A 20,571-nucleotide genomic window follows, 5' to 3' on the forward strand; every position below is an offset into this window, starting at 1 on the left:
GACGCATGGCGCAGCTGTCTCAGGATTGTTTTGCTTTCGGCGGACCGATGATGTCGGTCGACGACGCGGTGGCGACCATCGCATCGCGCGTGACCGCCGTCGCCGAGGTCGAGACGGTGGCGCTCGCTGATGCCGACGGTCGAGTCCTGGCATCGGATGTCGTCGCGCCGCTGGCGCTGCCGCCGTTCACCAACTCCGCCGTCGATGGCTATGCGCTGGCGAGTCGTGACCTGCCCGCGGGCGAGCCGCGTGCCTTCGTCGTGAGCGGCCGTGTCGTGGCCGGCGGCGCCGCGCCGCAGGCCGCGACCGTGGGCAAAGCCGTGCGCATCTTCACCGGCGCGCCGATGCCGGCGGGCGCCGACACCGTGTTCATGCAGGAGGACGTGCAGCTCGACGCGCAGGGCCGCGTCGTGCTGCCGTCCGGGCTCGCGCCGGGCGCCAACGTGCGGCCTGCCGGCGAGGATGTCGCCGCCGGGGCGATCGGCCTGCGCGCGGGTGCGCGGTTGCGGCCGCAGGATATCGCGCTGCTCGCCGCGTTCGGCCTGACGCAGGTCACCGTGCGCCGGCGCCTTCGTGTCGCGGTGCTGTCGACCGGCGACGAGGTGGTGGCGCCGGGCGCTGCGCGCGGCGCGGCACAGCTCTACGATTCCAACCGCGTGATGCTGAGTGTGATGTTGCGGCGGCTCGGCTGCGTGGTGAACGATGTCGGTATCGTCGGTGACGATCCCGCCGCGCTGGCCGCAGCGCTCGCGGCGGCGGCCGATACGGCGGATCTCGTCGTCACCTCCGGCGGCGTCTCGACCGGCGAGGAAGATCACGTCAAGGCCGGCCTCGAAAGCATCGGCAATCTCGTGCTGTGGCGGATGGCGATCAAGCCGGGCCGCCCGGTGGCGATGGGCGTCGTCAAGGGCGCGGCGCTGATCGGCCTGCCGGGCAATCCGGTGGCGAGCTTCGTCACCTTCGTCCATGTCGTGCGGCCGACCATCGCGGCGCTGGCCGGCGAAGCGTGGCGCAGGCCCGTGGCGCTGCCGGTGCGTGCGGCGTTTTCCTATCGCAAGAAGAAGGGCCGGCGCGAATATGTCCGCGCCCGTCTGCGCCGCGGCGGCGACGGCCAGCTCGAGGCCGTCAAATTCCCGCGCGAGGGCGCGGGCCTGCTGTCGTCGCTGGTGGAGACCGACGGCCTCGTCGAGCTCGGCGAAGACGTCACGCAGGTGGCGGCGGGCGATGTCGTCGGATTCCTGGCTTATGCGACGCTGACCTGAGCGCCGGAGGAGTGCGGTCCGGCGTGCCCTCGCGGAGCGTTGCTGCTACGCCGCCAGCGCGACATCGCAGCCGCGCGCCGGCATGCTCGGCATGGCGCGAAACGCCGTGTCGCGCGCCATGCACAGGACCATCGCCGCCGGAATTGCCCCTGGCGCGTCGATGTGACAGGTTGCGCCCCCGTCGCAAGCCCGGCGACCTGCCCAGTCTCCCGGCATCGGGGGTGGGCAGGGCGCGTTAATTTTAATCTTAAAACAAATCGTGGTTTGCGCTACAGTGAGGAAAGTTCGGAAGGAGAGCGGATGGTGAAACCGACGGTCCTGCTGATGACGGGCCTGACGGCCAGCGAGGGGCGCGCATGAGGCCCGCTTCGCTTCGTCAGGATGTTCCGCCTCCGGCCGCGGCGTCTGCGCCCGCGATGATCGAGATCGCCGGCGTCTCCCAGAGCTTCCAGACCGCCGGCCGCAAGAGCCATCTGGCGCTGTCCGACATCTCGCTGTCGATCGCCGAAGGCGCCTTCGTCTCGATTCTCGGTCCTTCGGGGTGCGGCAAGTCGACACTGCTCTATATCGTCGGCGGCTTCGTCAAGCCGACCTCCGGCACCGTCAAGGTCAGGGATCGCCTGATCACCGGCCCGGGGCCGGATCGCGGCCCGGTGTTCCAGGAATTCGCGCTGTTTCCGTGGAAGACGGTGCTCGGCAATGTCTGCTACGGCCTGCGCCAGCAGGGCGTTAGCCGTGCCGAAGCCGAGGAGCGCGCCAAACGCCTGATCGGCATGGTCGGCCTCAAGGGCTATGAGAACTTCTATCCCAAGGAGTTGTCGGGCGGCATGAAGCAGCGCGTGGCAATTGCTCGTACGCTCGCCTACAACCCTGCCGTGCTGCTGATGGACGAGCCGTTCGGTGCGCTCGACGCTCACACCCGCACCCGCCTGCAGAACGACCTGCTCGACATCTGGGAGCGCGACCGCAAGACCGTGCTGTTCGTCACCCATGCGGTCGACGAGGCGGTGTATCTCTCGGACAAGGTCATCGTCATGACCCGCTCGCCGGGCCGCATCAAGCAGGTCATCGACATCGAGCTGCCGCGGCCGCGCCGCCGCGCCGACCTGCTGCTCGACCCGCGTTACCAGAAGTATATCGTCGATATCGAGCGCCTGATCGAGGACGTCCCCGAAGACGAGCTGCACGCATGAGCACGGCCGCCGACCGGCGCCGGGTCTGGATCGCGCGTCTCGCGCCGGCTGCCGCGTGCATCGGCCTGCTGGTGGTATGGCAGCTCGGATCGCTGATGCTCGCCACCGACAGCGTGCCGTCGGCGCTCGACGCGCTGCGCGCGGTGCCAGGACTCCTCAGCGACCACGAGACGCTGCTCAACATCCTCGATTCGATCCGCCGCATGGTGATCGGGCTCGCCGCGGCCGTCGTGGTCGGCATTCCGCTCGGCCTCGCCATGGGCCGCGTCAATGCGGTGGCGTCGTTCTTCAATCCGCTGCTGATGGTGACCTATCCGGTGCCCAAGGCGGCGTTGATGCCGATCATCATGCTGTGGCTCGGCGTCGGCGATCTGTCGAAGACGCTAGTGATCTTCCTCGCGGTGACCTTGCCGATCATCTACCACAGCTTCGAGGGCGCCCGCGCCGTCGAGGAGAAGATGATCTGGTCGGGCGCGGCGATGGGCATGTCGGCGCTGCAGCGCATGCTGCGCGTGGTGCTGCCGGCGGCGCTGCCGGAGATCCTCGCCGGCTGCCGTACCGGTCTCGTGCTGGCGCTGATCACCATGGTCACCAGCGAGATGATCGCGCGCAAGTCCGGCGCCGGCAACATCCTGTTCAACGCCCTCGACATGGGGCAGTACGACACGGTGTTCGCCATGATCATCATCATCGGCGCGCTCGGCATCGTGCTCGATGCGGCGTTCGACAAGCTGCGCCGCGCGCTCGTCGCATGGTCCGAGGCGACGCGCGAAGACCTGCCGTTGAGCTTCTCATGAAGGCACAGGGCATCGCGCGCGACGTCGCGCTCGGCATCGTTCCCATCGCGCTGCTGCTGGCGCTGTGGCAGGCCATCGTCGCGTTCGGCTATGCGCCGCAGGCGCTGCTGCCGCCGCCGACGCTGGTGTTCAGCCGCATGCTGGCGCAGATCACCTCGAGCAGCGACTTCCTCGCCCAGGCCAGCGCCACGCTGCTGCGGCTGTTCATCGGCTTCTCCATCGCCGTGATCCTCGGCGTCGGCATCGGGCTGTCGGCCGCCGTCAACCGTACCGTCGGCGCGGTGGTGCGGCCGATCGTGCGTGTGCTGGCGCCGGTGCCGAAGGTCGCGCTCTATCCCGCACTGCTGCTGCTGCTCGGCTTCGGCCACGCCTCGAAGGTCGCGCTGGTCGCCGCCGATGCCCTATTCCCGATCCTGCTGTCGACCTACTACGGCGCCACCATGGTCGAGCAGAAGCTGGTTTGGTCGGCGCTCGCCGCCGGCACCAAGCCGCACCAGATCCTGTTCAAGGTGGTGCTGCCGGCCGCGCTGCCCTCGATCCTGACCGGCTGCCGCATCGGCCTCGTGATCTCCTGCATCGTCGTGTTCCTCGCCGAGATGATCTCCTCGACCGACGGGCTCGGCTACCTGCTGGTGCGCGCGTCGCGCAGCTTCCTGACCGTCGACATGTTCGTGCCGCTGATCTCGATCTCGCTGCTCGGCCTCGCGCTCAACGGCGTGTTGTACGGCGCGCGCAAGGTGCTGCTGCGCGGCTTTCCGGATGCATGACGGTGGTCATACGATGAGGCGGTCATGGACGAATTTGCCGGTTGCCGGGCCATTTGAAGCATGAAACACTCGCCGGCAATCGCGAGGGGCGAGCACGACGAACAACAAGACGCGCCGGGCTCCTGACAAATCGGCGCGAACAAAATCAGCGCGAACAAAAATCGGCTTCGAGGGGATCCACATGCGCAACACCATCAGGACGATCGTCACCACGGCTGCGGCGGCCTGCGCCGTCATGACCGCCACCGCGGCCTCGGCGCAGCAGACCATCCGTGTCGGCTGGACCATCCCGGCGGAGGAATCCAAATACTGGATGATGCGCCGGCCTGAGAAATTCCCCGATCTCGGCAAGGCCTACAAGATCGAGTGGACCCAGTTCCAGGGCACGTCGCCGATGACCCAGGCGCTCGCGGCAGGCGCGCTCGACTGCGCCACCCAGGGCGTGCTGTCGCTCGCCAATGGTGCGGTCAATGGCGGGCTCAAGGCCTACATCGTCGCCCAGCACGTCTATGAGAAGCCGGGCGGTTTCTCGGTGTACTGGGCGGTGAAGGATGATTCTCCGATCAAGACCGTCGCCGACCTCAAGGGCAAGACCATCGGCATTTCGGTGCTCGGCGGCGGCACCTACGGGCCGTTCGCGATGATCCTCAAGAAGAACGGCATCGATCCGGAGAAGGACATCAAGCTGGTCGAGGTCGGCTTCGCCGTGTCCGAGGACGCGCTGCGCCAGGGCCGCGTCGACGCCGTCAACATGAACCAGCCGTTCGCCGCGCGCGCCGAGGCCAAGGGCGGCATGCACAAGCTGTTCGCACTGTCGGAGGCGATGCCCAACATCGTGCACATCCTCGAGGCCTGCCGCGCCGACTTCGTCGACAAGAACCCGGATCTCGTGAAGGCCTATGTCGCCGACATCACCCGCGGCATGAAGATGGCGCTCGCCGACCGCGATGAGACCGTCAAGGTGGTGTCCGAGGTGATCAAGGCGCCGCCAGCCGTGCTCGAGACGTATCTGCTCAAGAACAACGACTTCGGCCGCGACCCCGGCGCCGCGCCGAACTTCGAGGCGATCCAGGCGATGCTCGACATCTACGCCGCCACCGGCATGCTGCCGAAGATGAACGTCGGCCAGTTCCAGCACGCCACCATCGTCGCGCCGATCAACAACTGAGTGCGTCGACACCCCATCAGCCGCCGCAGCCCCGCGCTGCGGCGGCTTTTTCTATTGTACGGTCGCAGCGTTTGGGCCGATGCCTGCGGGCGTGCGCGGGATGGACCATGTGGGATGGAACTGACGAACGCCGAATTGGCGGCATAGATGATCTATAAATAGATCGTATTGGCGAAATTGATCCATTTATAGACCGCTATGTTGACTTTTGTCCTGAAATGGTCCACAAGTAGATCATTAGGGTTCATGTGAACTGTTTATGGATCGCGCATGCCCAAAGTCAGCCGCCCCATGTCTTCCTATGCGGTGGACGCCATAACCCGGTTGGGACAGCTCATCCGGAAGGCGCGCATCGAGCGACGCATGACCGTTGCGGCCCTCGCCGAACGGGCAGGAATCTCGCGCGGCCTGATGCAGCGCATCGAGGCGGGGGACCCCGGTTGTACCATCGGCGCGGTGTTCGAGGTCGCGGCGATCGTCGGCGTGCGCCTGTTCGACGCTGATCGGACGACGATGGCGCGCGACGTCGAGACCCAGCGCGAAGTGATGGCGTTGCTGCCGAGGGCCGTCCGCAGCCGTCGCACCGAGGCCGACGATGACTTCTGAGTCACAACAGATCCAGACTCAGGCCTATGTGTGGGTCTGGCTGCCGGACAGCACCGAGCCCGTCGTCGCCGGTCTCCTGTCGGCTAGCGGCCAGCAGCTCGTCTACAACTACGGGCGGAGCTATCTCGCGCGGCGCAACGCCATCGCGCTCTATGAGCCTGAGCTGCCGCTCCGCAGCGGCCTGCTACCGCTCCTGAACGGGCTCAACATGCCCAACTGCATTCGTGATGCGGCCCCCGACGCATGGGGCCGCCGGATCATCATCAACCGCAAGTTTGGCGGGGGCGGCCGAGACATCGATCCCGGCAGCCTCAACGAACTGACCTATCTTCTGGAGTCAGGTTCGGATCGCATCGGGGCACTGGATTTCCAGGATTCGGCGTCAAGCTATGTGCCGCGCGGGAGCGCTGAGGCGTCGCTCGACGAGTTGCTGAACGCGGCTGCACTGGTCGAACAAGGCGTGCCGCTGACGGCGGAGCTCGACCGCGCGCTTCTCCACGGAAGCTCCATCGGCGGCGCTCGGCCGAAAGCCATGATCACGTCCGGCAACAAGAAGTTCGTAGCGAAGTTCTCGTCGCAGAACGACCTCTTCAGCGTGGTCAAGGCCGAATTCGTCGCCATGCGCCTTGCGTCCATCATCGGTCTCAAGGTGTCTGCTGTCACCCTGACGCGTGCGGCGGGCAAGGACGTGCTGCTCATCGAGCGCTTCGACCGCGAGAAAGCCCCGGAAGGCTGGCGCCGCAGGGCCATGGTCTCGGCGCTCACGCTACTGGAGCTCGACGAAATGATGGCCCGCTATGCGAGCTATGAGGGGCTTGCCACCGTCATCCGTCACCGTTTCATCTCACCGCGAGAGACCTTGAAGGAGCTCTTCGGCAGGCTGTTGTTCAACATCCTGTCCGGCAACACCGACGATCACGCGCGAAACCACGCCGCATTCTGGACCGGCGCGGAGCTGACGCTCACGCCGGCCTACGACATCTGTCCGCAGAACCGCACTGGCGGAGAGGCCTCGCAAGCCATGCTCATCATGGGACAGGAGCGCGCAAGTCGGATCGCCCTCTGCCTGAAGGCCGCGCCGCTGTTCCTGCTCAACGAGGACGAGGCGATCCTTGTCGCGACCGCACAGATCAAGGCCATCAAGAACTATTGGAAGCAGGTGTGCGATGAGGCCGGGCTCAGCGAGGTCGACCGGAATTTTCTGTGGCGGCGCCAGTTCCTCAATCCCTACGCCTTTGTCGATGCGCCCGAGGTCATCGGCAGGCTTGTCGATTAACCGGCGATCGATTGCTCACAGCCGGTGCGCGGCGGCGTCCGTCGCCGCCCCGAACCGCGCCGTCACGAACGCAATGAAACTCTGCAGCTTCGGCGTCATGCGGCGATCGCGCAGGTAGACGACGTGCATCGGTCGCGGCGGGAATTCGTGCTGCGGCAGCACCCGCACCAGGCGATGCGTCGCGAGGTCGTCGCGGGCGACCATCTCCGGCAGCATGGTGATGCCCATGCCGGCCAGTGCCGTGCGGCGCAGCGCCTGGGAGTTGTCGACCTGCAGCGGGCCGGTGATCGGAACGGTGACGTCGCCTTCCGGGCCGAGCAGCCGCCACTCGCGGCGCGGCGACCACCACTCGGTGCCGTGGGCGAAGCTGAAGGTCATGCAGGCGTGCTGTTGAAGGTCGTCCGGGCCGTTCGGCATGCCGCGGCTTGCGAGATAGGCCGGTGCGGCGCACAGGATCATGCGATAGGGCGCGAGCGCGCGGGCGATCAGGGTTTCGTCATGGACGGGGCCGATACGGATGGCGGCCTCGAAGCCGCCCGCAACCAGATCGGTGACTGTGTCGCCGAGATTGAGATCGAGATCGACGCAGGGATAGGCCGCGGTGTAGTCGGCGAGCGCCGGCATCAGGCCGTCGACGCCGAACGACACCGGCGCGGTGATCCGCAGCCGGCCGCGGGGCACCGCATGGGTCTGCTGCGCCAGCGCATCGGCATCGGTGATCAGGCCGAGGATCTCGACGCAGCGCTCGTAATAGACCTGGCCGAACGCGGTGACATGCTGTCGGCGCGTGGTGCGGTTCAGCAGCCGCGTGCCGAGCCGGCTTTCCAGCGCCTGGACATAGTTGCCCACCATGGTCGCCGACATGTCGCAGTGGTGCGCGGCGGCCGTCAGGCTGCCGGCGTCGACGACGCTGACGAACACCTGCATCGCCCGGACGATATCCATTGCCAACCCAACGTTTGGACTGAACCAATAATGGCTCAGTTTATCCAGTTCGGCTTGGTGAATACAAGGTCGCAGGGGATGCGATCCGACCGGCCAGCCTCCCGCCTCGTTTCCGGGAGTTTTCCGACCATGCGCGACCCCGTTGCCATCGAGCGTCCGTCGCCGACGCTGACCCTGATCGCCACCGGCATCGGCGTCACCCTCATCATTCTCGACGTCACCGTGGTCAATGTCGCGCTGGAGCGCATCCAGGCGTCGTTCGCCACCACGGTGACCGGGCTGCAATGGGTGATGAATGCCTACACGCTGGCGTTCGCCAGCCTGATGCTGTCGGCCGGCGCGCTCGGCGACCGGCTCGGCGCCAGGCGGGTGTTCGTCGCCGGTTTCGTGCTGTTCACGCTGGCCTCGCTCGCCTGCGGCGCGGCGACGAGCCTTGCGATGCTGGTGGCGGCGCGGGTGGTACAGGGCGTCGGTGCGGCGCTGTGCCTGCCGTCGTCGCTGGCGCTGATCAGTGTCAGCTTCCCGGCGCCGGCGGCGCGCGCGAAGGCCGTTGCGATCTGGTCTGCCATCGGCGGTCTCGCGCTGGCGGCGGGCCCGGTGGTCGGCGGCATCCTCGTCGACCGGCTGGGCTGGCCCAGCATCTTCTTCATCAACCTGCCGCTCGGCGTCGTCGGCATCTGGCTGACGCTGCGCCACGCGCCGTCCGTCGTCCACGGTGCGGGCCGCGGCCTCGATCCCGCGGGCCAACTGCTCGCGATCGTCGCGCTGGCAAGCCTCACGGTGCTGTTCATCCAGAGCGGGCCGCTCGGCTGGAGCCATCCGGTGGTGATCGCGAGCGCCGTCGCCGTCGTGGCAGCGACCATCGCGTTCATCGTCGTCGAAAGCCACAGCGCCGATCCGATGCTGCCGCTGGCGCTGTTCCGCAACCGTGCGGTGAGCGGTTCGTGTCTCGTCGGCCTGCTGACCAATTTTGCGTTCTACGGCCTGATGTTCGTGCTCAGCCTGTACTTTCAGGTCGTCAAGGGGTTCACGCCGCTGCAGGCCGGGCTCGCGTTCCTGCCGATGACGGCGCTGGTGACCGTCGGCAACCTCGTCGCCGGCTGGCTCACCGCGCGTTATGGCGCGCGGCTGCCGATGGTCGTCGGCCAGGCGGTGGCGGCGGGGGGCTATCTCGCACTGGCGCGCATCGGCGGCGACACTTCCTATGTTGCCATCATCGGGCCGCTGCTCGCCGCGGGCTTCGGCACCTCGCTCACCGTGCCGTCGATGACCGCGGCGGTGCTCGCCCATGTCGAGCGCCAGCGCGCCGGCATTGCGTCCGGCGTGCTCAACGCCGCGCGGCAGATCGGCGGCGTGATCGGGGTCGGCGCATTCGGTTCGCTGATCGCGGCCTATGGCGGCGATCTCGTCGGCGGCATGCATCTGGCGCAGCTCGCCGCCGGCGCCGCGCTGGTGCTGGGCTGTATCATCAGCGCCATCGGTCTGCGCCCGCGCACGGTGGCCTCAGTCGCCGTGCAGGAGTGCCGCTGACGGCGTCGTCGAAGTGTCATATCCGCAGGTCGCCGGAACTGGCATTCGTTCCGCGGCCAGGTTCGCATTCTTGCTTTGCATCAATGGGGACTCGCGCCGGGGCGGCTAGCTTGCTAGCGTTCGCGTGAGAGCCGACATCGCTGAGGCGCGGACCAGCCGGGATGGGGCACTGCCATGATCGTTTCCGACGTCACCTGTGAGTGCGGCGCGTTCTACCGGCGCGCCGAGGCCAGCTCCCTGACGGGACACAGCGGCCAGTTCCGCTGCAGCTGTTGCGGTGCGCTGGTCGAGAGCTGGGAGAAGCCGAAGGCGAGGGTCTATCGTCTGGTGATCGCGCCCGAACGGCTGTACCAGCATCCCCATGTACCGCCGTCACCGCTGCCGTCATCGCCGCCGACGACACCGGGCCATGCGCCGCACCGGGCCGACGCAGCCTGAGCCGTCTCGCGCGCGCGGCGTTCAGTCATCGTGGGGCGCGTGCGTGTCGATCAGCAGGTCGAGCGCGTATTTGATGATCGCTCGTTCGTCGTCCGAAAAGCGGTTGAGCAGCTCGGTCTCGTGCGCCTTCGCGGCGCGCAGCACCGGCTTGGCGAGACCGCGGCCCTTGTCGGTGAGATGAATCAGCGTGCGGCGGCGGTCGTCGGCCGTGCCGCCGCGTTCGACGAGACCATCGGCCTCCATGCGGTCGAGCACCTTGGTCAGGCGCGGCTGCTTCATCAGCGCCATCGCGGCGAGCTCGCCGACCGGCAGCGCCTCGCCGTCCATCAGGCAGGCGAGCACGCGCCATTCCGGCACCGACAGTTTCCAGCCCTTGAGCTGGGCGTGGAATTCGTTGGAAACGATGAAGCTCGCGCGCGCCAGGAGGTAGGCGAGGTAGCTGCGCGCGAAGCTGCCGTCGCGCGGCGCCGACGGCCGGCGCGGGCCGGCGGCTTCGATCCGGCGCAGCACGCCGGAATGAAACAGCAGCGGATCGTGCGCGCGCTCGACGAGGCGCAGCACCTCGCCGACCAGGATGGTGTGGTCGCCGCCGTCGTAACGCGCCCAGGTGCGGCATTCGAAGATCGGCGCGAGCTCGGCGAGCAGCGGCGCGCCGGTGGTGCCGGTGGTGAACGCGATGCCGGCGAACTTGTCGGTGCCGCGGCCGGCGAAGCGCAGCGCCAGCTCCTGATGCTCGGCGCCGAGAAAGTGCACGGCGAAGCCTGATGCGGCGACGAAGGCGTCGTGGCTCGGTGCGCTCTTGGCCGCGCTCCACAGCACCAGCGGTGGATCGAGCGAGACCGAAGCGAAGGAGTTGGCGGTCATGCCGAGACGGCGGTCGCCATGACTGGCGGTGACGATGGTGACGCCGGTGGGAAACTGGCCCAGCGCCTTGCGGAACGCTGCGGGATCGGGCCGCGTGGCGGCGACGGTATCATCCCTGATCGGTTTGACGGCCAAGCGAACCTCGTCGGTTGAATGTTCTGCAGATCCTTGTCTTGATGGGACAAGGACGGGACGCCATATCCTTCAACTCTAAAAATATTCCTTTTCATATAACATGAAACCGCCTACGCTCCAACGTCAAATGACGCGCGTGCGGAGAGGGAAGGCCGCGGCCTGATCGTTCTGCACTGCAGCGAATGCAAGGAGCGAGGAGCACGCCATGCTGGCCGACCGGATCGAGGCGAAGTGGATCGACGCGTTCTGCGAGGTGTTCGAGCGTTGCGCGGTCAAGCCCGGTGACACCGCGGCCATTCTCTCCGAAACGCAATCGCGTGCCCTCAACGTCCACCTGTCCGAACTCGCGCTGCTGCGCATGGGTGCAAAGCCCTTTCATGTGGTGGTGCCGACGCCGCGCAACCGCCACATCGTGCCGGTGCGTTCGACCGGCGCCAGCGAGGCGATCCAGCGGCTTGGGCCGGTGATCACGGCGCTGCAGCAGGCAGGCTTTGTGGTCGACTGCACCATCGAAGGCCTGATGCATGCGCCGGAGACGCCGGAGATTCTCAAGGCCGGCGCGCGCATCCAGGTGATTTCCAACGAGCATCCCGAGGCGCTCGAGCGCATGCGTCCGGACTCGGCGCTGGAGAAGCGCGTGCGCGCGGCGGCGAAGATGCTGCGCGGCACGAAGCGCATGCACGTCACCTCGGCAGCGGGCTCCGATCTCGACGTCGTCATGGAAGGCGCGTCCACCGTCGGCGTGTGGGGCTGGACCGACAAGCCGGGCACGCTGGCGCACTGGCCCGGCGGCATCGTTGTCAGCTTCCCCAAGAGCGGTTCGGTCAACGGCACGCTGGTGATGGCGCCCGGCGACATCAACCTCACCTTCAAGCGCTATCTCGCCTCGCCGATCCATCTCACGCTCAAGGACGATTACATCGTCGACCTCAAGGGCGAGGGCGCCGACGCCATCATGATGCGCAACTACCTGGCCGCCTGGGGCGACCGCGAGGCCTATGCGGTGTCCCATGTCGGCTGGGGCATGAACCCGGCAGCGCGCTACGAGGCGCTGACCATGTACGACCAGCGCGACACCAACGGCACCGAGCTGCGCGCGGTGTCCGGCAACTTCCTGTTCTCGACCGGCGCCAACGAGTTCGCCGGCCGCTACACCGCCGGCCATTTCGACCTGCCGATGATGGGCACCACCATTACCCTCGACGGTGTGCCGGTGATCAAGGACGGCGTGGTGCAGGACGTGTTCGGATAGGCGTCGGCAGGCGCAGGTCGCGCCTCTGTCAAAGACGGCTCTCGATCAGATGGACCGCGAGCAGTAGCAGCGGCACGACGCAGAGAAACCAGCAGAGCATGGCGACCATGCTACGAGTCGTCTTGCGTTGCGCTTGCGTGAAACGGATCTTGATCTCGTCCGGCAGCGCTTCAGCGTAGTTACGGTAGCCCGGAAGCTGGCGGGCGAGCCATTCGCTCTGAAACTGAAAGCTGAACCAGCAATAGCTGATGCGTCCGATCCGCGCCTGCACCAGCTTGTACATCGTATAGGTCTGCCAATGGTAATAGACGGCCGCCGCGAGCGGGACGGCCAAAATCACCGCGGCGACGACGACATTGACGGTTGTTGCGGAAGCCCCGGTCATGCAGACATCCATGATCCTGCGTCCGCAAGATAAAGAGAAGATATTGGTGGATTGCAAGCCACAGGCCTGCGAGCAGGTCTGATTTTTCGGTTGTCCGACGATGTCTGAAATTCATCGAAAGATGGCAATTCTGCCACTCCCATGGCATCATGGCGGCAGCTAGCGTCCGGACATCGCAACCGGAGAAGTTCAAGCCATGCCCATGATCGACGCGTGCATTCCTGAAGGCGCCCTCAGTGTGGAGGCCGAGGCCCGCCTGATGGCGGAACTGACCACCATCCTGATCGGCCACGAGGGGCTCGATCCGACCAACCCGCGCACCCTGAGTTCGACCTGGGTGCTGCTGCACCGGGTAACGACCTATCAGGCCGGCGTACGCAGCAAGGCGCCGCTCTATCGCATCGTACCCACGGTGCCGGAAGGCCAGTACACCGACGCGGCGCGTGCCGGTCTCGTCCGCGACGTCACCGCCGCGATCGCCCGCGCCGAGGGCGGCGATCCCGCCGAGGTCGCGACGCGGGTCTGGGTCTTCCCGAGCGAAATTTTTGACGGCGGCTGGGGCGGACGCGGCGTCATCCGCCACCTGCCGGACATCATGGCTTATTTCGGCGGCGCGGAGGCAGACGTGTTCCGCCGCGAGGGCGAGGCGCGGCTGGCTGAAAAGCGCCGCGGCGATCTCGTTGCCGGCTTGCGGACGCTTCTCGCGGCGCTCGACGTGCCGGTGCCGCCGCGGCGGGTGATGCGGACGGACGCCACCTGAGCGGCAGCGCCGCGCGATCGGGCGAGGAGGACGACGATGAAGGACGTGCGGGTGTGGGTGTTCGACGGCATTCTCGCGTCCAGCGTCGCCGGTGTCATTGACGTTCTCACCACCGCCAACCTCGTGCTCGGCCGGCAGGGCGCGCCGGCCGGGCAGCGTCTGCGCTGGCGGATCGAATCCGTCGACGGGCGCGCGGTGACCACGGCCTCGGGACAGGTGATTGCGGTCGATGGCGCGATCGCCGCCCGGGCGCGCGCGGACGTGGTGGTGGCCGCCGCGCCGTTCGTCGGCGACATGACGGATTTCTCGGTTCGGGATCGCCGGCTCGAGCCGCTGCTGGCCGGGCTGCGTCAGCAGCATGGACGCGGCGCGATCATCGCCTCGTACTGCACCGGCAGCTTCCTGCTGGCGGAGGCGGGGCTGCTCGACGGCCGCATCGCCACCACCCACTGGGCGAAGGCGCGCGCCTTTCGCGAGCGCTATCCCGCGGTCGAGCTGCGTGCGCACGAGATCATCACCGAGCAGGACCGCATCGTCTGCAGCGGCGCGGTCACGACCGCGCTCAACCTCGCTCTGCGCCTTGTCGAAATTCTCGCTGGTGGCGCCGTGGCGACGGAGGCGGCGCGGCTGTTGCTGGTCGACATGAACCGTGTGTCGCAGGCGTCCTATGCAGTGGCCGACGACGTCGCGCACGACGACGAACTGGTGACGCGGGCGCAGCGCTGGATGCAGCGCCACCTGCGGGACAGCTTCCACCTCGGCGATCTTGCCGCTCATCTCGGCGTCAGCGAGCGTACGCTCAACCGCCGCTTCAAGGCGGCGCTCGGCGAGGCGCCGCTGCATCACCTGCAGAAGCTGCGCATCCAGGTGGCCCGCAAGCTGCTGGAGACGCGCCGCGTGGGCAGCCGTCTTGGCATCGACGATGTCAGCGCCCGGGTCGGCTATGGCGATGTCAGCACTTTCCGCCAGCTGTTCAAGCGCGAGACCGGCGTGTCGCCGCGCGAGTATGAGCGGCGTTTTTCGACCCGGCCGCACTAGGCGGCAACCATTTCTGACATGTCGGTGTCGGCCTCGCCCCGCGGCGCGGTGCGCGACGATGCGCAACGAAATGGTTGCGCATCGCGGGGTGGCGGTCTATATGGCTACGCAACCAGGAGGTTGCGTATGAGTGAAACCGATCGCATCGAAAAATCCATCGAACTGAAGGCGCCGCTGTCGCGGGTCTGGAAAGCGCTGACCGATCACGAGGCATTCGGCACCTGGTTCCGCGTCAAGCTGGACGGGCCGTTCGTCCCCGGGGAGGTCTCGCGCGGCCGCGTCACCTATCCCGGTTTCGAGCATGTCGAATGGCAGGCGGTGGTGCAGAAGATGGAGCCCGAGCGGCTGTTCTCGTTCACCTGGCATCCCTACGCGGTCGATCCGAATACGGATTATTCCCAGGAGACGCCGACGCTGGTGACCTTCACACTGGAGAAGATCCCGACCGGCACGCTGCTGCGGGTGGTCGAGAGTGGTTTCGACAGGATCCCCGCCGGCCGCCGCGCCGAGGCGTTCCGCATGAACGATGGCGGCTGGGCCGAGCAGGTCAGGAACATCGCGGAGTATCTGGCCCATGGCTAGATCAGCCGCCGCACTCAGGCAGCGCGCGTCGGTGTTCGCCGCGCTTGGCGACGAGACGCGCCTGTCGGTGCTGGGGCGCCTCAGCGCCGGCACGCCGCAGTCGATCACCCGCCTGACCGAAGGCACCCGCTTGTCGCGGCAGGCGGTGACCAAGCATTTGCGCGTGCTGGAAACCGCCGGCGTGGTGCGCAGCATCAGGGCCGGACGGGAGAACCTGTTCGCGCTGGAGACGAAGCGCCTCGCGGACGCGCGCCACTATCTCGATGAGGTCTCGCGGCAGTGGGACGACGCCCTGCAGCGCCTGCGAGCGTTCGTGGAGGAGTGAGGGCGACGTCGAAGCGCTACGCTTCGACAATTTCAGTCGTCATCACCGGGCCGGCGCGTAGCGCCGAGACAGCTCAAGCCGGATGTTTCCGGCTTGAGCTCTTAAAGGACGCAACTCGGCATGGCCGAGTTGCTATGGATCCAGCTTCAGAATTTGCGTTACGTCGGAAACAAGCTGGATGCGCGGGTCAAGCCCGCGCATGACGATAGTGGTTGCCGAAGTGCTTCGCCATTCTCTGCGTCATGGCCGGATTTGTTCCGACCATCCGGGTCTTTCTTGCGGCTAAGCTCTAATGACGTGACTGGACCAGCTGCGAACGTCTCTCCTCATGGTGAGGAGCGCAGCGCAGCTGCGCGTCTCGAACCATGAGGCCCGGGGCATCGTCCTGCCGGAGGTAGGGCCTCTCTGTGAAGAGAAGGTATTTTAATCCGCCGGCGTTGCGCTTCTGCGGCAACTGTTATGATATTGCTCGTTTTGGCAGGCTCGGCCGGGAACCTGAGATGAAAACAATCCACATTCTGCCGAGCGTTTCGGCTGGAATCGAACTTCGGCATGCGCTGCAACTGGTGGCGCGTGATGATGAGGTGCTGTCTTTTTGCGACGATCTCAGTTGCGGTCCGATCGATACAAACGTGCCTTCGTCGCGTGCCAATTGGTGGAATCAATTTCATGATGGGCTGGCACTGGGGGATGACCGTCCCGAGTCCTGCGAACATGATCTCTGCGAGTTCTGGAGGCGCGCGACCGCGCCAGGTCTTCGGCGTATCGTTTGGTTCGGCCGTCACTCGGCGCTGGAGCTCGCGTTCTTTCTGGCCTGGACTGAACGACTGGGGGAGATGCCCTGCGAGATCATCGATGTCACGGAGAGTGGTCCGACGGTGCTGTCCCGACCGGTCGAGGCTGTCTCGATCGTGCCGGCGGAAGCGTTAAGGCTGCTGTTCGGGACCGAGCGGCCGATGATGCGCGAGGAAATCGACGAGAACAGGCGGCGTTGGCAGCGTCTGCAAGGCGAGAACGCGCCTTTTCGGGTTGTCACGGAAAGGGGGCTGGTTTCTGCATCGGCCGACCATTTCGACGCACTGCTTCTGTCGCACGCGACATCGGATTGGCAGGAAATCAGGCGCGTGGTCGGGCACGCACTGGGGACGAGTTCCGAGCCGTATTTTCAGGTCGGCGATCTGATGTTGCGCGCACGCGTGGTGGCCCTCGTCAACGAGGGCCGGCTGCTCGCCGATGGCGATTCCTGGGACTGGAGGCGTCAAGTCCGGCTGCCGGCGTGATCGTCTGACGCTGTCGACGGTGTGAGCGGAACTGGACCGCTCATGTCAATCCAGCACCGGCGGCTTCGCCAAGCCCATGCGCTTGAGCTGCTCGGCAAGTTCGGCGAGGCGGGATTCGCGGTAGGCGTCGACGTCCATGCCGGCGTAGTCGAGAAAGCCCTGGCCGGTGCGCAGGCCGATGCGGCCTTCGGCCATGTTCTTCTGGATGATGTCGGGCGCGACATAGCGCTCGTGGCCGAGCGCGCCGGAGAGATAGCGGCTGGCATAATAGAGAATATCGCCGCCGCCCCAGTCGATGAACTCCAGAAGGCCCAGCACCGCGAAGCGGAAGCCGAAGCCGTACTTGATCGCCTTGTCGAGATCGGCGGCGCTGGCGACGCCTTCCTCGACCATGCGCGCGGCCTCGTTCATGGCGAGCGCCTGGATGCGCGGCACGATGTAGCCGGGCCGCGCCGCGCAGGTCACCGGCACCTTGCCGATGCTCTCCAGCAGCGCGGTGAGGCGCGCGGTGACGTCCGGCGACGTCTTCTCTCCCGGCGACAGCTCGACTAGCGGCACGAGGTGGGCCGGATTGAGCCAGTGGGCGTTGAGGAAACGTTCGGGGTGGGTGACCGCCGGGGAGATGTCGTCGACCAGGATGGTGGAGGTGGTCGAGGCGATGATCGGTGTGGGGCCGGCGAGGTCGGAGGCCCGTGCCAGCGCCTCGCGCTTGAGGTCGACGACCTCGGGCACGCCCTCGAAGATCACCGCGGCGGAGGACAGCGCCGCGCCGGCATCGCTTTCCGGCACCACATGAATGCGCGCCATCAGCGTATCGATGTTCGCGTCGCTCAGGCCATTGAGGCGGCCGAGGCTCTCGAACGTCTTGCGGATCTCGGCGCGGGCGTCCGCGGCGAGGGCATCGAAGGCATCCTGCGGCCGGGCCTTGAAGTCGACGATCGAAACCTGATGGCCGGCATAGGCGAAGGCGACGGCGATGCCGCGGCCCATCCGTCCGGCGCCGAGGCAGGCGATGCCAGCGCGGCTCATCGCGGGAAACCTTCCTTCAGAAGCTTTTGCAGCGCCGCGCGATCGAGGCCGCCGAGGCCGACGCTCTCCAGCGTGCGGCCGTCGGCAAGGAAGTTCTCGCCGCAGATCGCGCCGCCGATGGCGAGGAAGGCGCTGGCGAGTGGCGTCGCCACGCCGGCGAGCCGCGCTACGGATGTGAGGAACGACAGCCCGACGCGCAGGTCCTCGCGCATGTAGCGGTGTTCGGTCAGCACCAACTGCTCGCGCCAGTCGCCGGAGTCGGTGAGCCGATCATGGGAGCCGCGACCGTACATCCATTCCTCGCCCTCCTTGGCGTAGTGGTGGGCGAGCGGGAAGTGCGGAGCGCCATAGCCAAGGCGCTCGCGGATGGCGATGCGCTCGGCGTCGAGCGCGTCGGTGACGCGGCGGATCGCGGCCTGCGTGCCTTCCTTGTGAATGTCCCAGCGCTCGAAATGCTCGATGGGGCCGGCGTTCATCACGATCAGCGGCGGATGGATGATGCAGCCGGCATTCATCAGCGCGCCGGACAGCGCGTCGCCGCAATCCTCGATGACGCCAGGGAAAGCCTTGCCGATGACGGCGAGGGCATGGGGCGCGCTGCGCTGGGGGAACACGCCGGTCGGCAGCCGCCTGGCGCGGATGGTGATGGCGACCTCGAACGGGCCGTGCTTGCGGGTCAGCCAGGGCAGGGTGCCGGTCTCGGCGAAGGCGACGTCGGCGCGGTTGCCGGCGTCGTGCGCGGCCTTGGCGAAGATGAACGAGCCAAAGGTCGCCGGCGGCAGGTACACCACCTGGCCGTCGGTGAGATGCGGCGCGAGCGCGCGGGCGATGTCGTGCTGGGCGAAGGCCGGCGCCGGGCAGACGATCAGCTCGGCGCCGCGCACGGCCTCGGCGATGTCGGTGGTGACGAGGGCGAGCTGCGCGTCATGGCGGCCGCGCGCGTCCTTGACCGCGATGCGTGATCCTGCGGCGCGGTGCTGCGCCACGGCCTCCGTGTCGCGCCGCCACAGCCGCACCTCATGGCCCTGCAATGCGAAGTCGCCCGCCGCCGCGAACGAGCCGTTGCCGCCGCCGAGAACCGCTATCTTCACCTTGGTGCCCTCTTCCAATCGAGTTGCTTCATTTCAATCGTGTCTTCATTCCGTCACCCTGAGGTGGCCGCGCTCCTCAGCGCGGCCCTCGAAGGGCGACGGCCCCATAATCCGTATTGGCCGTCCATCCTTCGAGGCGCGCTGCGCGCCCACCTCAGGATGACGGATTGAAAATCCACCCTCGCGTCGCACCCATCAACGTTGCGCCGGCGAGCGAACCCTGTAGCCCGGATGAGCGCAGCGATATCCGGGGTGACTCCCGGTGCGGCTCTGTCCCGGATGTCGCTTCGCTCATCCGGGCTGCGGGCTCATTCTCTCCTCACGCTTTCCTTCAACCTGAAATGCTGCACCTTGCCGAGCGCGGTGCGCGGCAGGTCTTCGACGAACACGACGTCGCGCGGCACCTTGAAGCGGGCGAGCTCGGCCTGGACATGGGCAGTGAGCGCGACCTTGAGCGTGTCGGGCGCGACCGTGCAGCCGGTGCGGCGCACCACATAGGCCACCGGCACCTCCTGCCACTTCGGATCGGGCACGCCGATGACGCCGACATCGGCGACTTCAGGATGCTGCAGCAGCACCCGCTCGATCTCGGCAGGATAGATGTTCTCGCCGCCGGAGATGATCATGTTCTTCTTGCGGTCGTGCACCCAGACATAGCCGTCGGCATCGCGGGTGCCGATGTCGCCGGTGCGGTACCAGCCGTCGTGCAGCGCGTCGCGCGTCGCCTGTTCGTTGCCCCAGTATTCGAAGAACACGTTGGGGCCGCGCACCACGATCTCGCCGGCGGCGCCGGGCGCCACCTCCGCGCCGTCGTCGTCGACCACGGCCGCCTCGCACCACAGGCCGGGCAGGCCGGTCGAGCCGCGCCGGCTGAGGTCTCCGCCGATGCGGGTGTAGATCGCGATGGGACAGGTCTCGGTCGAGCCGTAGACCTGCAGCACCGGCACGCCGCGCGCGGTGAAGCGGTCGATCAGCGCCGGCGGCACGATGGTCGAGCCGGTGGCGATGGCTTTGAGCGACGACAGATCGGTGTCCGCCCATGCCGGATGGTCGAGCACCGCCTGCATGGTGGCCGGCACCAGCACGGTCAGGGTCGGGCGTTCCTGCGCGATGGTCGCGAGCGTGTGGTCGGGCGTGAAGCGGTCGTGGATGGTGACGGTGGCGCCATGATGCAGCGCCGGCGTGGTCTGGATATTGAGCCCGCCGACATGGAAGAACGGCAGCACGGTCAGCACATGGTCGTCGGACGTCAGGCCATGCATGTGCTGGCTCATCATCCCGTTCCACAGCAGCGCCTCCTGGCGCAGCACCGCGCCCTTCGGCCGGCCGGTGGTGCCGGAGGTGTAGACGATCAGCAGCGGACAGGAGAGGTCGGTGTGCGGGTTGCGGCCATCGCCATGCGCCCGCGTCAGCAGCGTGTCGAAGGACAAGCCGCGCTCGGGCGTGAAGTCGAGGCCGACCGGGCGGGCGTCAGGCAAAGCGGCGGTAAGAGGCGGCAGCAGCGTGGCGAACGCCTGCTGCAGCACCACCACCTTCACCGTGGCGTCGGACAGGATGAACACCTGCTCGGCGACCGCGAGCCGCCAGTTCAGCGGCACCAGCATGGCGCCAAGCCGCGCGCAGGCGTACAGCAGCACGAGATAGTCGGGATGGTTGAGGCTGAGGATCGCGACGCGATCGCCGCGGCCGACGCCGTATTCCGCCTTGAGCGCCTGTGCTGTCGTTGCGATGCGCTGCTGCAGCTCCGCATAGGTCAGCGTCCCGCCGTCGAACCGCAGCGCCGGCTTGTCCGGAGTGAAGGTGGCGTTGCGTTCGATGAGGTGCGAGAGATCCACGGCGTTTGCTCTA

21 protein-coding genes are annotated in these 20,571 nt (G+C 67.0%); 15 read left to right on the plus strand and 6 right to left on the minus strand.

The annotated features are described in order from the left end of the window. Nucleotides 1-5: 5 nt before the first annotated feature. The 7 genes from JQ639_RS30560 to JQ639_RS30590 all read left to right on the plus strand — a co-directional run bounded on the left by JQ639_RS30560 (nt 6) and on the right by JQ639_RS30590 (nt 7,069). Nucleotides 6-1,262, plus strand: a complete 1,257-nt coding sequence (locus JQ639_RS30560; protein WP_211963441.1) for a molybdopterin molybdotransferase MoeA — start codon at nt 6-8, stop codon at nt 1,260-1,262. A 356-nt stretch (nt 1,263-1,618) separates the two neighbouring features. Then, nucleotides 1,619-2,455 (plus strand): ABC transporter ATP-binding protein, encoded by an 837-nt coding sequence (locus tag JQ639_RS30565; RefSeq protein ID WP_211963443.1) that lies wholly within the window; start codon nt 1,619-1,621, stop codon nt 2,453-2,455. Then, entirely contained in the window at nt 2,452-3,252 is an 801-nt protein-coding gene (locus JQ639_RS30570; protein ID WP_211963446.1) for an ABC transporter permease, read from the plus strand. The genes JQ639_RS30565 and JQ639_RS30570 overlap by 4 nt, the downstream gene beginning before the upstream one ends. Then, complete coding sequence (locus tag JQ639_RS30575) at nt 3,249-4,019, plus strand: ABC transporter permease (protein ID WP_211963471.1); 771 nt, start codon at nt 3,249-3,251, stop codon at nt 4,017-4,019. The genes JQ639_RS30570 and JQ639_RS30575 overlap by 4 nt, the downstream gene beginning before the upstream one ends. Before the next feature lie 181 nt (nt 4,020-4,200). Further along, nucleotides 4,201-5,187 (plus strand): ABC transporter substrate-binding protein, encoded by a 987-nt coding sequence (locus JQ639_RS30580; protein WP_211963474.1) that lies wholly within the window; start codon nt 4,201-4,203, stop codon nt 5,185-5,187. Between the two features lie 270 nt (nt 5,188-5,457). Continuing rightward, nucleotides 5,458-5,793 (plus strand): helix-turn-helix transcriptional regulator, encoded by a 336-nt coding sequence (locus tag JQ639_RS30585; RefSeq protein WP_211963476.1) that lies wholly within the window; start codon nt 5,458-5,460, stop codon nt 5,791-5,793. Next, nucleotides 5,783-7,069, plus strand: coding sequence for a type II toxin-antitoxin system HipA family toxin (locus tag JQ639_RS30590; RefSeq protein ID WP_211963478.1), 1,287 nt, complete (start codon nt 5,783-5,785; stop codon nt 7,067-7,069). The genes JQ639_RS30585 and JQ639_RS30590 overlap by 11 nt, the downstream gene beginning before the upstream one ends. 15 nt (nt 7,070-7,084) lie before the next feature. Here JQ639_RS30590 and JQ639_RS30595 read toward each other — a convergent pair whose 3' ends face one another. Then, nucleotides 7,085-8,014 (minus strand): LysR family transcriptional regulator, encoded by a 930-nt coding sequence (locus tag JQ639_RS30595; RefSeq protein ID WP_211963480.1) that lies wholly within the window; start codon nt 8,012-8,014, stop codon nt 7,085-7,087. Nucleotides 8,015-8,143: 129 nt separating this feature from the next. Here JQ639_RS30595 and JQ639_RS30600 point away from each other — a divergent pair, with 129 nt between their 5' ends. Together JQ639_RS30600 and JQ639_RS30605 are read left to right on the plus strand one after the other, a co-directional pair. Beyond that, on the plus strand, nt 8,144-9,544 hold the full coding sequence (locus tag JQ639_RS30600; protein ID WP_211963482.1) for an MFS transporter: 1,401 nt from the start codon (nt 8,144-8,146) through the stop codon (nt 9,542-9,544). Nucleotides 9,545-9,718: 174 nt separating this feature from the next. After that, complete coding sequence (locus tag JQ639_RS30605) at nt 9,719-9,982, plus strand: hypothetical protein (protein WP_211963484.1); 264 nt, start codon at nt 9,719-9,721, stop codon at nt 9,980-9,982. Between the two features lie 21 nt (nt 9,983-10,003). Here the strand turns inward: JQ639_RS30605 and JQ639_RS30610 are convergent, their stop codons facing one another. Further along, a complete protein-coding gene (locus tag JQ639_RS30610; RefSeq protein ID WP_211963486.1) occupies nt 10,004-10,981 on the minus strand; it encodes a flavin reductase in 978 nt (325 codons plus the stop codon). 205 nt (nt 10,982-11,186) lie between these two features. Between JQ639_RS30610 and JQ639_RS30615 the strand changes: the two genes are divergently transcribed. Continuing rightward, nucleotides 11,187-12,233: a 2,5-dihydroxypyridine 5,6-dioxygenase NicX family protein gene (locus tag JQ639_RS30615; RefSeq protein WP_211963488.1), complete on the plus strand. Its 1,047-nt coding sequence runs from the start codon at nt 11,187-11,189 to the stop codon at nt 12,231-12,233. A 28-nt stretch (nt 12,234-12,261) separates the two neighbouring features. On the opposite strand, the gene JQ639_RS30620 is transcribed toward JQ639_RS30615, so the two are convergent. After that, nucleotides 12,262-12,618: a hypothetical protein gene (locus JQ639_RS30620; protein ID WP_211963490.1), complete on the minus strand. Its 357-nt coding sequence runs from the start codon at nt 12,616-12,618 to the stop codon at nt 12,262-12,264. 196 nt (nt 12,619-12,814) lie between these two features. Here JQ639_RS30620 and JQ639_RS30625 point away from each other — a divergent pair, with 196 nt between their 5' ends. The 5 genes from JQ639_RS30625 to JQ639_RS30645 all read left to right on the plus strand — a co-directional run bounded on the left by JQ639_RS30625 (nt 12,815) and on the right by JQ639_RS30645 (nt 16,603). Beyond that, nucleotides 12,815-13,378, plus strand: a complete 564-nt coding sequence (locus tag JQ639_RS30625) for a Tautomerase enzyme (RefSeq protein ID WP_211963492.1) — start codon at nt 12,815-12,817, stop codon at nt 13,376-13,378. Between the two features lie 36 nt (nt 13,379-13,414). Beyond that, nucleotides 13,415-14,416, plus strand: coding sequence for a GlxA family transcriptional regulator (locus tag JQ639_RS30630; protein ID WP_211963494.1), 1,002 nt, complete (start codon nt 13,415-13,417; stop codon nt 14,414-14,416). Nucleotides 14,417-14,542: 126 nt separating this feature from the next. After that, nucleotides 14,543-14,998 carry an SRPBCC family protein gene (locus JQ639_RS30635; RefSeq protein ID WP_211963501.1) on the plus strand — a complete coding sequence of 152 codons (456 nt, stop codon included), beginning with the start codon at nt 14,543-14,545 and terminating at the stop codon, nt 14,996-14,998. Continuing rightward, nucleotides 14,991-15,323: an ArsR/SmtB family transcription factor gene (locus tag JQ639_RS30640; protein ID WP_211963503.1), complete on the plus strand. Its 333-nt coding sequence runs from the start codon at nt 14,991-14,993 to the stop codon at nt 15,321-15,323. The genes JQ639_RS30635 and JQ639_RS30640 overlap by 8 nt, the downstream gene beginning before the upstream one ends. Nucleotides 15,324-15,823: 500 nt before the next feature. Next, the gene (locus JQ639_RS30645) at nt 15,824-16,603 is read left to right on the plus strand and encodes a DUF3658 domain-containing protein (RefSeq protein ID WP_211963504.1); all 780 of its coding nucleotides are present in this window, start codon (nt 15,824-15,826) and stop codon (nt 16,601-16,603) included. Nucleotides 16,604-16,648: 45 nt separating this feature from the next. On the opposite strand, the gene JQ639_RS30650 is transcribed toward JQ639_RS30645, so the two are convergent. The 3 genes from JQ639_RS30650 to JQ639_RS30660 form a co-directional block, all read right to left on the minus strand. Continuing rightward, a complete protein-coding gene (locus JQ639_RS30650; RefSeq protein ID WP_211963505.1) occupies nt 16,649-17,632 on the minus strand; it encodes a 3-hydroxybutyryl-CoA dehydrogenase in 984 nt (327 codons plus the stop codon). Then, the gene (locus JQ639_RS30655) at nt 17,629-18,723 is read right to left on the minus strand and encodes an NAD/NADP-dependent octopine/nopaline dehydrogenase family protein (RefSeq protein ID WP_211963506.1); all 1,095 of its coding nucleotides are present in this window, start codon (nt 18,721-18,723) and stop codon (nt 17,629-17,631) included. Before JQ639_RS30655 ends, JQ639_RS30650 begins: the two co-directional genes overlap by 4 nt. Before the next feature lie 308 nt (nt 18,724-19,031). Next, nucleotides 19,032-20,558, minus strand: coding sequence for a class I adenylate-forming enzyme family protein (locus tag JQ639_RS30660; RefSeq protein WP_211963507.1), 1,527 nt, complete (start codon nt 20,556-20,558; stop codon nt 19,032-19,034). Nucleotides 20,559-20,571 lie beyond the last annotated feature (13 nt).

Source organism: Bradyrhizobium sp. U87765 SZCCT0048, from assembly GCF_018131225.1.
GTDB lineage: Bacteria > Pseudomonadota > Alphaproteobacteria > Rhizobiales > Xanthobacteraceae > Bradyrhizobium_A.

Bases quoted from the DNA above. Each gene is read 5' to 3' on its own strand.
- JQ639_RS30560 (WP_211963441.1), top strand. From the start codon at position 6: ATGGCGCAGCTGTCTCAGGATTGTTTTGCTTTCGGCGGACCGATGATG.
- JQ639_RS30565 (WP_211963443.1), top strand. From the start codon at position 1,619: ATGAGGCCCGCTTCGCTTCGTCAGGATGTTCCGCCTCCGGCCGCGGCG.
- JQ639_RS30570 (WP_211963446.1), top strand. From the start codon at position 2,452: ATGAGCACGGCCGCCGACCGGCGCCGGGTCTGGATCGCGCGTCTCGCG.
- JQ639_RS30575 (WP_211963471.1), top strand. From the start codon at position 3,249: ATGAAGGCACAGGGCATCGCGCGCGACGTCGCGCTCGGCATCGTTCCC.
- JQ639_RS30580 (WP_211963474.1), top strand. From the start codon at position 4,201: ATGCGCAACACCATCAGGACGATCGTCACCACGGCTGCGGCGGCCTGC.
- JQ639_RS30585 (WP_211963476.1), top strand. From the start codon at position 5,458: ATGCCCAAAGTCAGCCGCCCCATGTCTTCCTATGCGGTGGACGCCATA.
- JQ639_RS30590 (WP_211963478.1), top strand. From the start codon at position 5,783: ATGACTTCTGAGTCACAACAGATCCAGACTCAGGCCTATGTGTGGGTC.
- JQ639_RS30595 (WP_211963480.1), bottom strand. From the start codon at position 8,014: ATGGATATCGTCCGGGCGATGCAGGTGTTCGTCAGCGTCGTCGACGCC.
- JQ639_RS30600 (WP_211963482.1), top strand. From the start codon at position 8,144: ATGCGCGACCCCGTTGCCATCGAGCGTCCGTCGCCGACGCTGACCCTG.
- JQ639_RS30605 (WP_211963484.1), top strand. From the start codon at position 9,719: ATGATCGTTTCCGACGTCACCTGTGAGTGCGGCGCGTTCTACCGGCGC.
- JQ639_RS30615 (WP_211963488.1), top strand. From the start codon at position 11,187: ATGCTGGCCGACCGGATCGAGGCGAAGTGGATCGACGCGTTCTGCGAG.
- JQ639_RS30620 (WP_211963490.1), bottom strand. From the start codon at position 12,618: ATGACCGGGGCTTCCGCAACAACCGTCAATGTCGTCGTCGCCGCGGTG.
- JQ639_RS30625 (WP_211963492.1), top strand. From the start codon at position 12,815: ATGCCCATGATCGACGCGTGCATTCCTGAAGGCGCCCTCAGTGTGGAG.
- JQ639_RS30630 (WP_211963494.1), top strand. From the start codon at position 13,415: ATGAAGGACGTGCGGGTGTGGGTGTTCGACGGCATTCTCGCGTCCAGC.
- JQ639_RS30635 (WP_211963501.1), top strand. From the start codon at position 14,543: ATGAGTGAAACCGATCGCATCGAAAAATCCATCGAACTGAAGGCGCCG.
- JQ639_RS30640 (WP_211963503.1), top strand. From the start codon at position 14,991: ATGGCTAGATCAGCCGCCGCACTCAGGCAGCGCGCGTCGGTGTTCGCC.
- JQ639_RS30645 (WP_211963504.1), top strand. From the start codon at position 15,824: ATGAAAACAATCCACATTCTGCCGAGCGTTTCGGCTGGAATCGAACTT.
- JQ639_RS30650 (WP_211963505.1), bottom strand. From the start codon at position 17,632: ATGAGCCGCGCTGGCATCGCCTGCCTCGGCGCCGGACGGATGGGCCGC.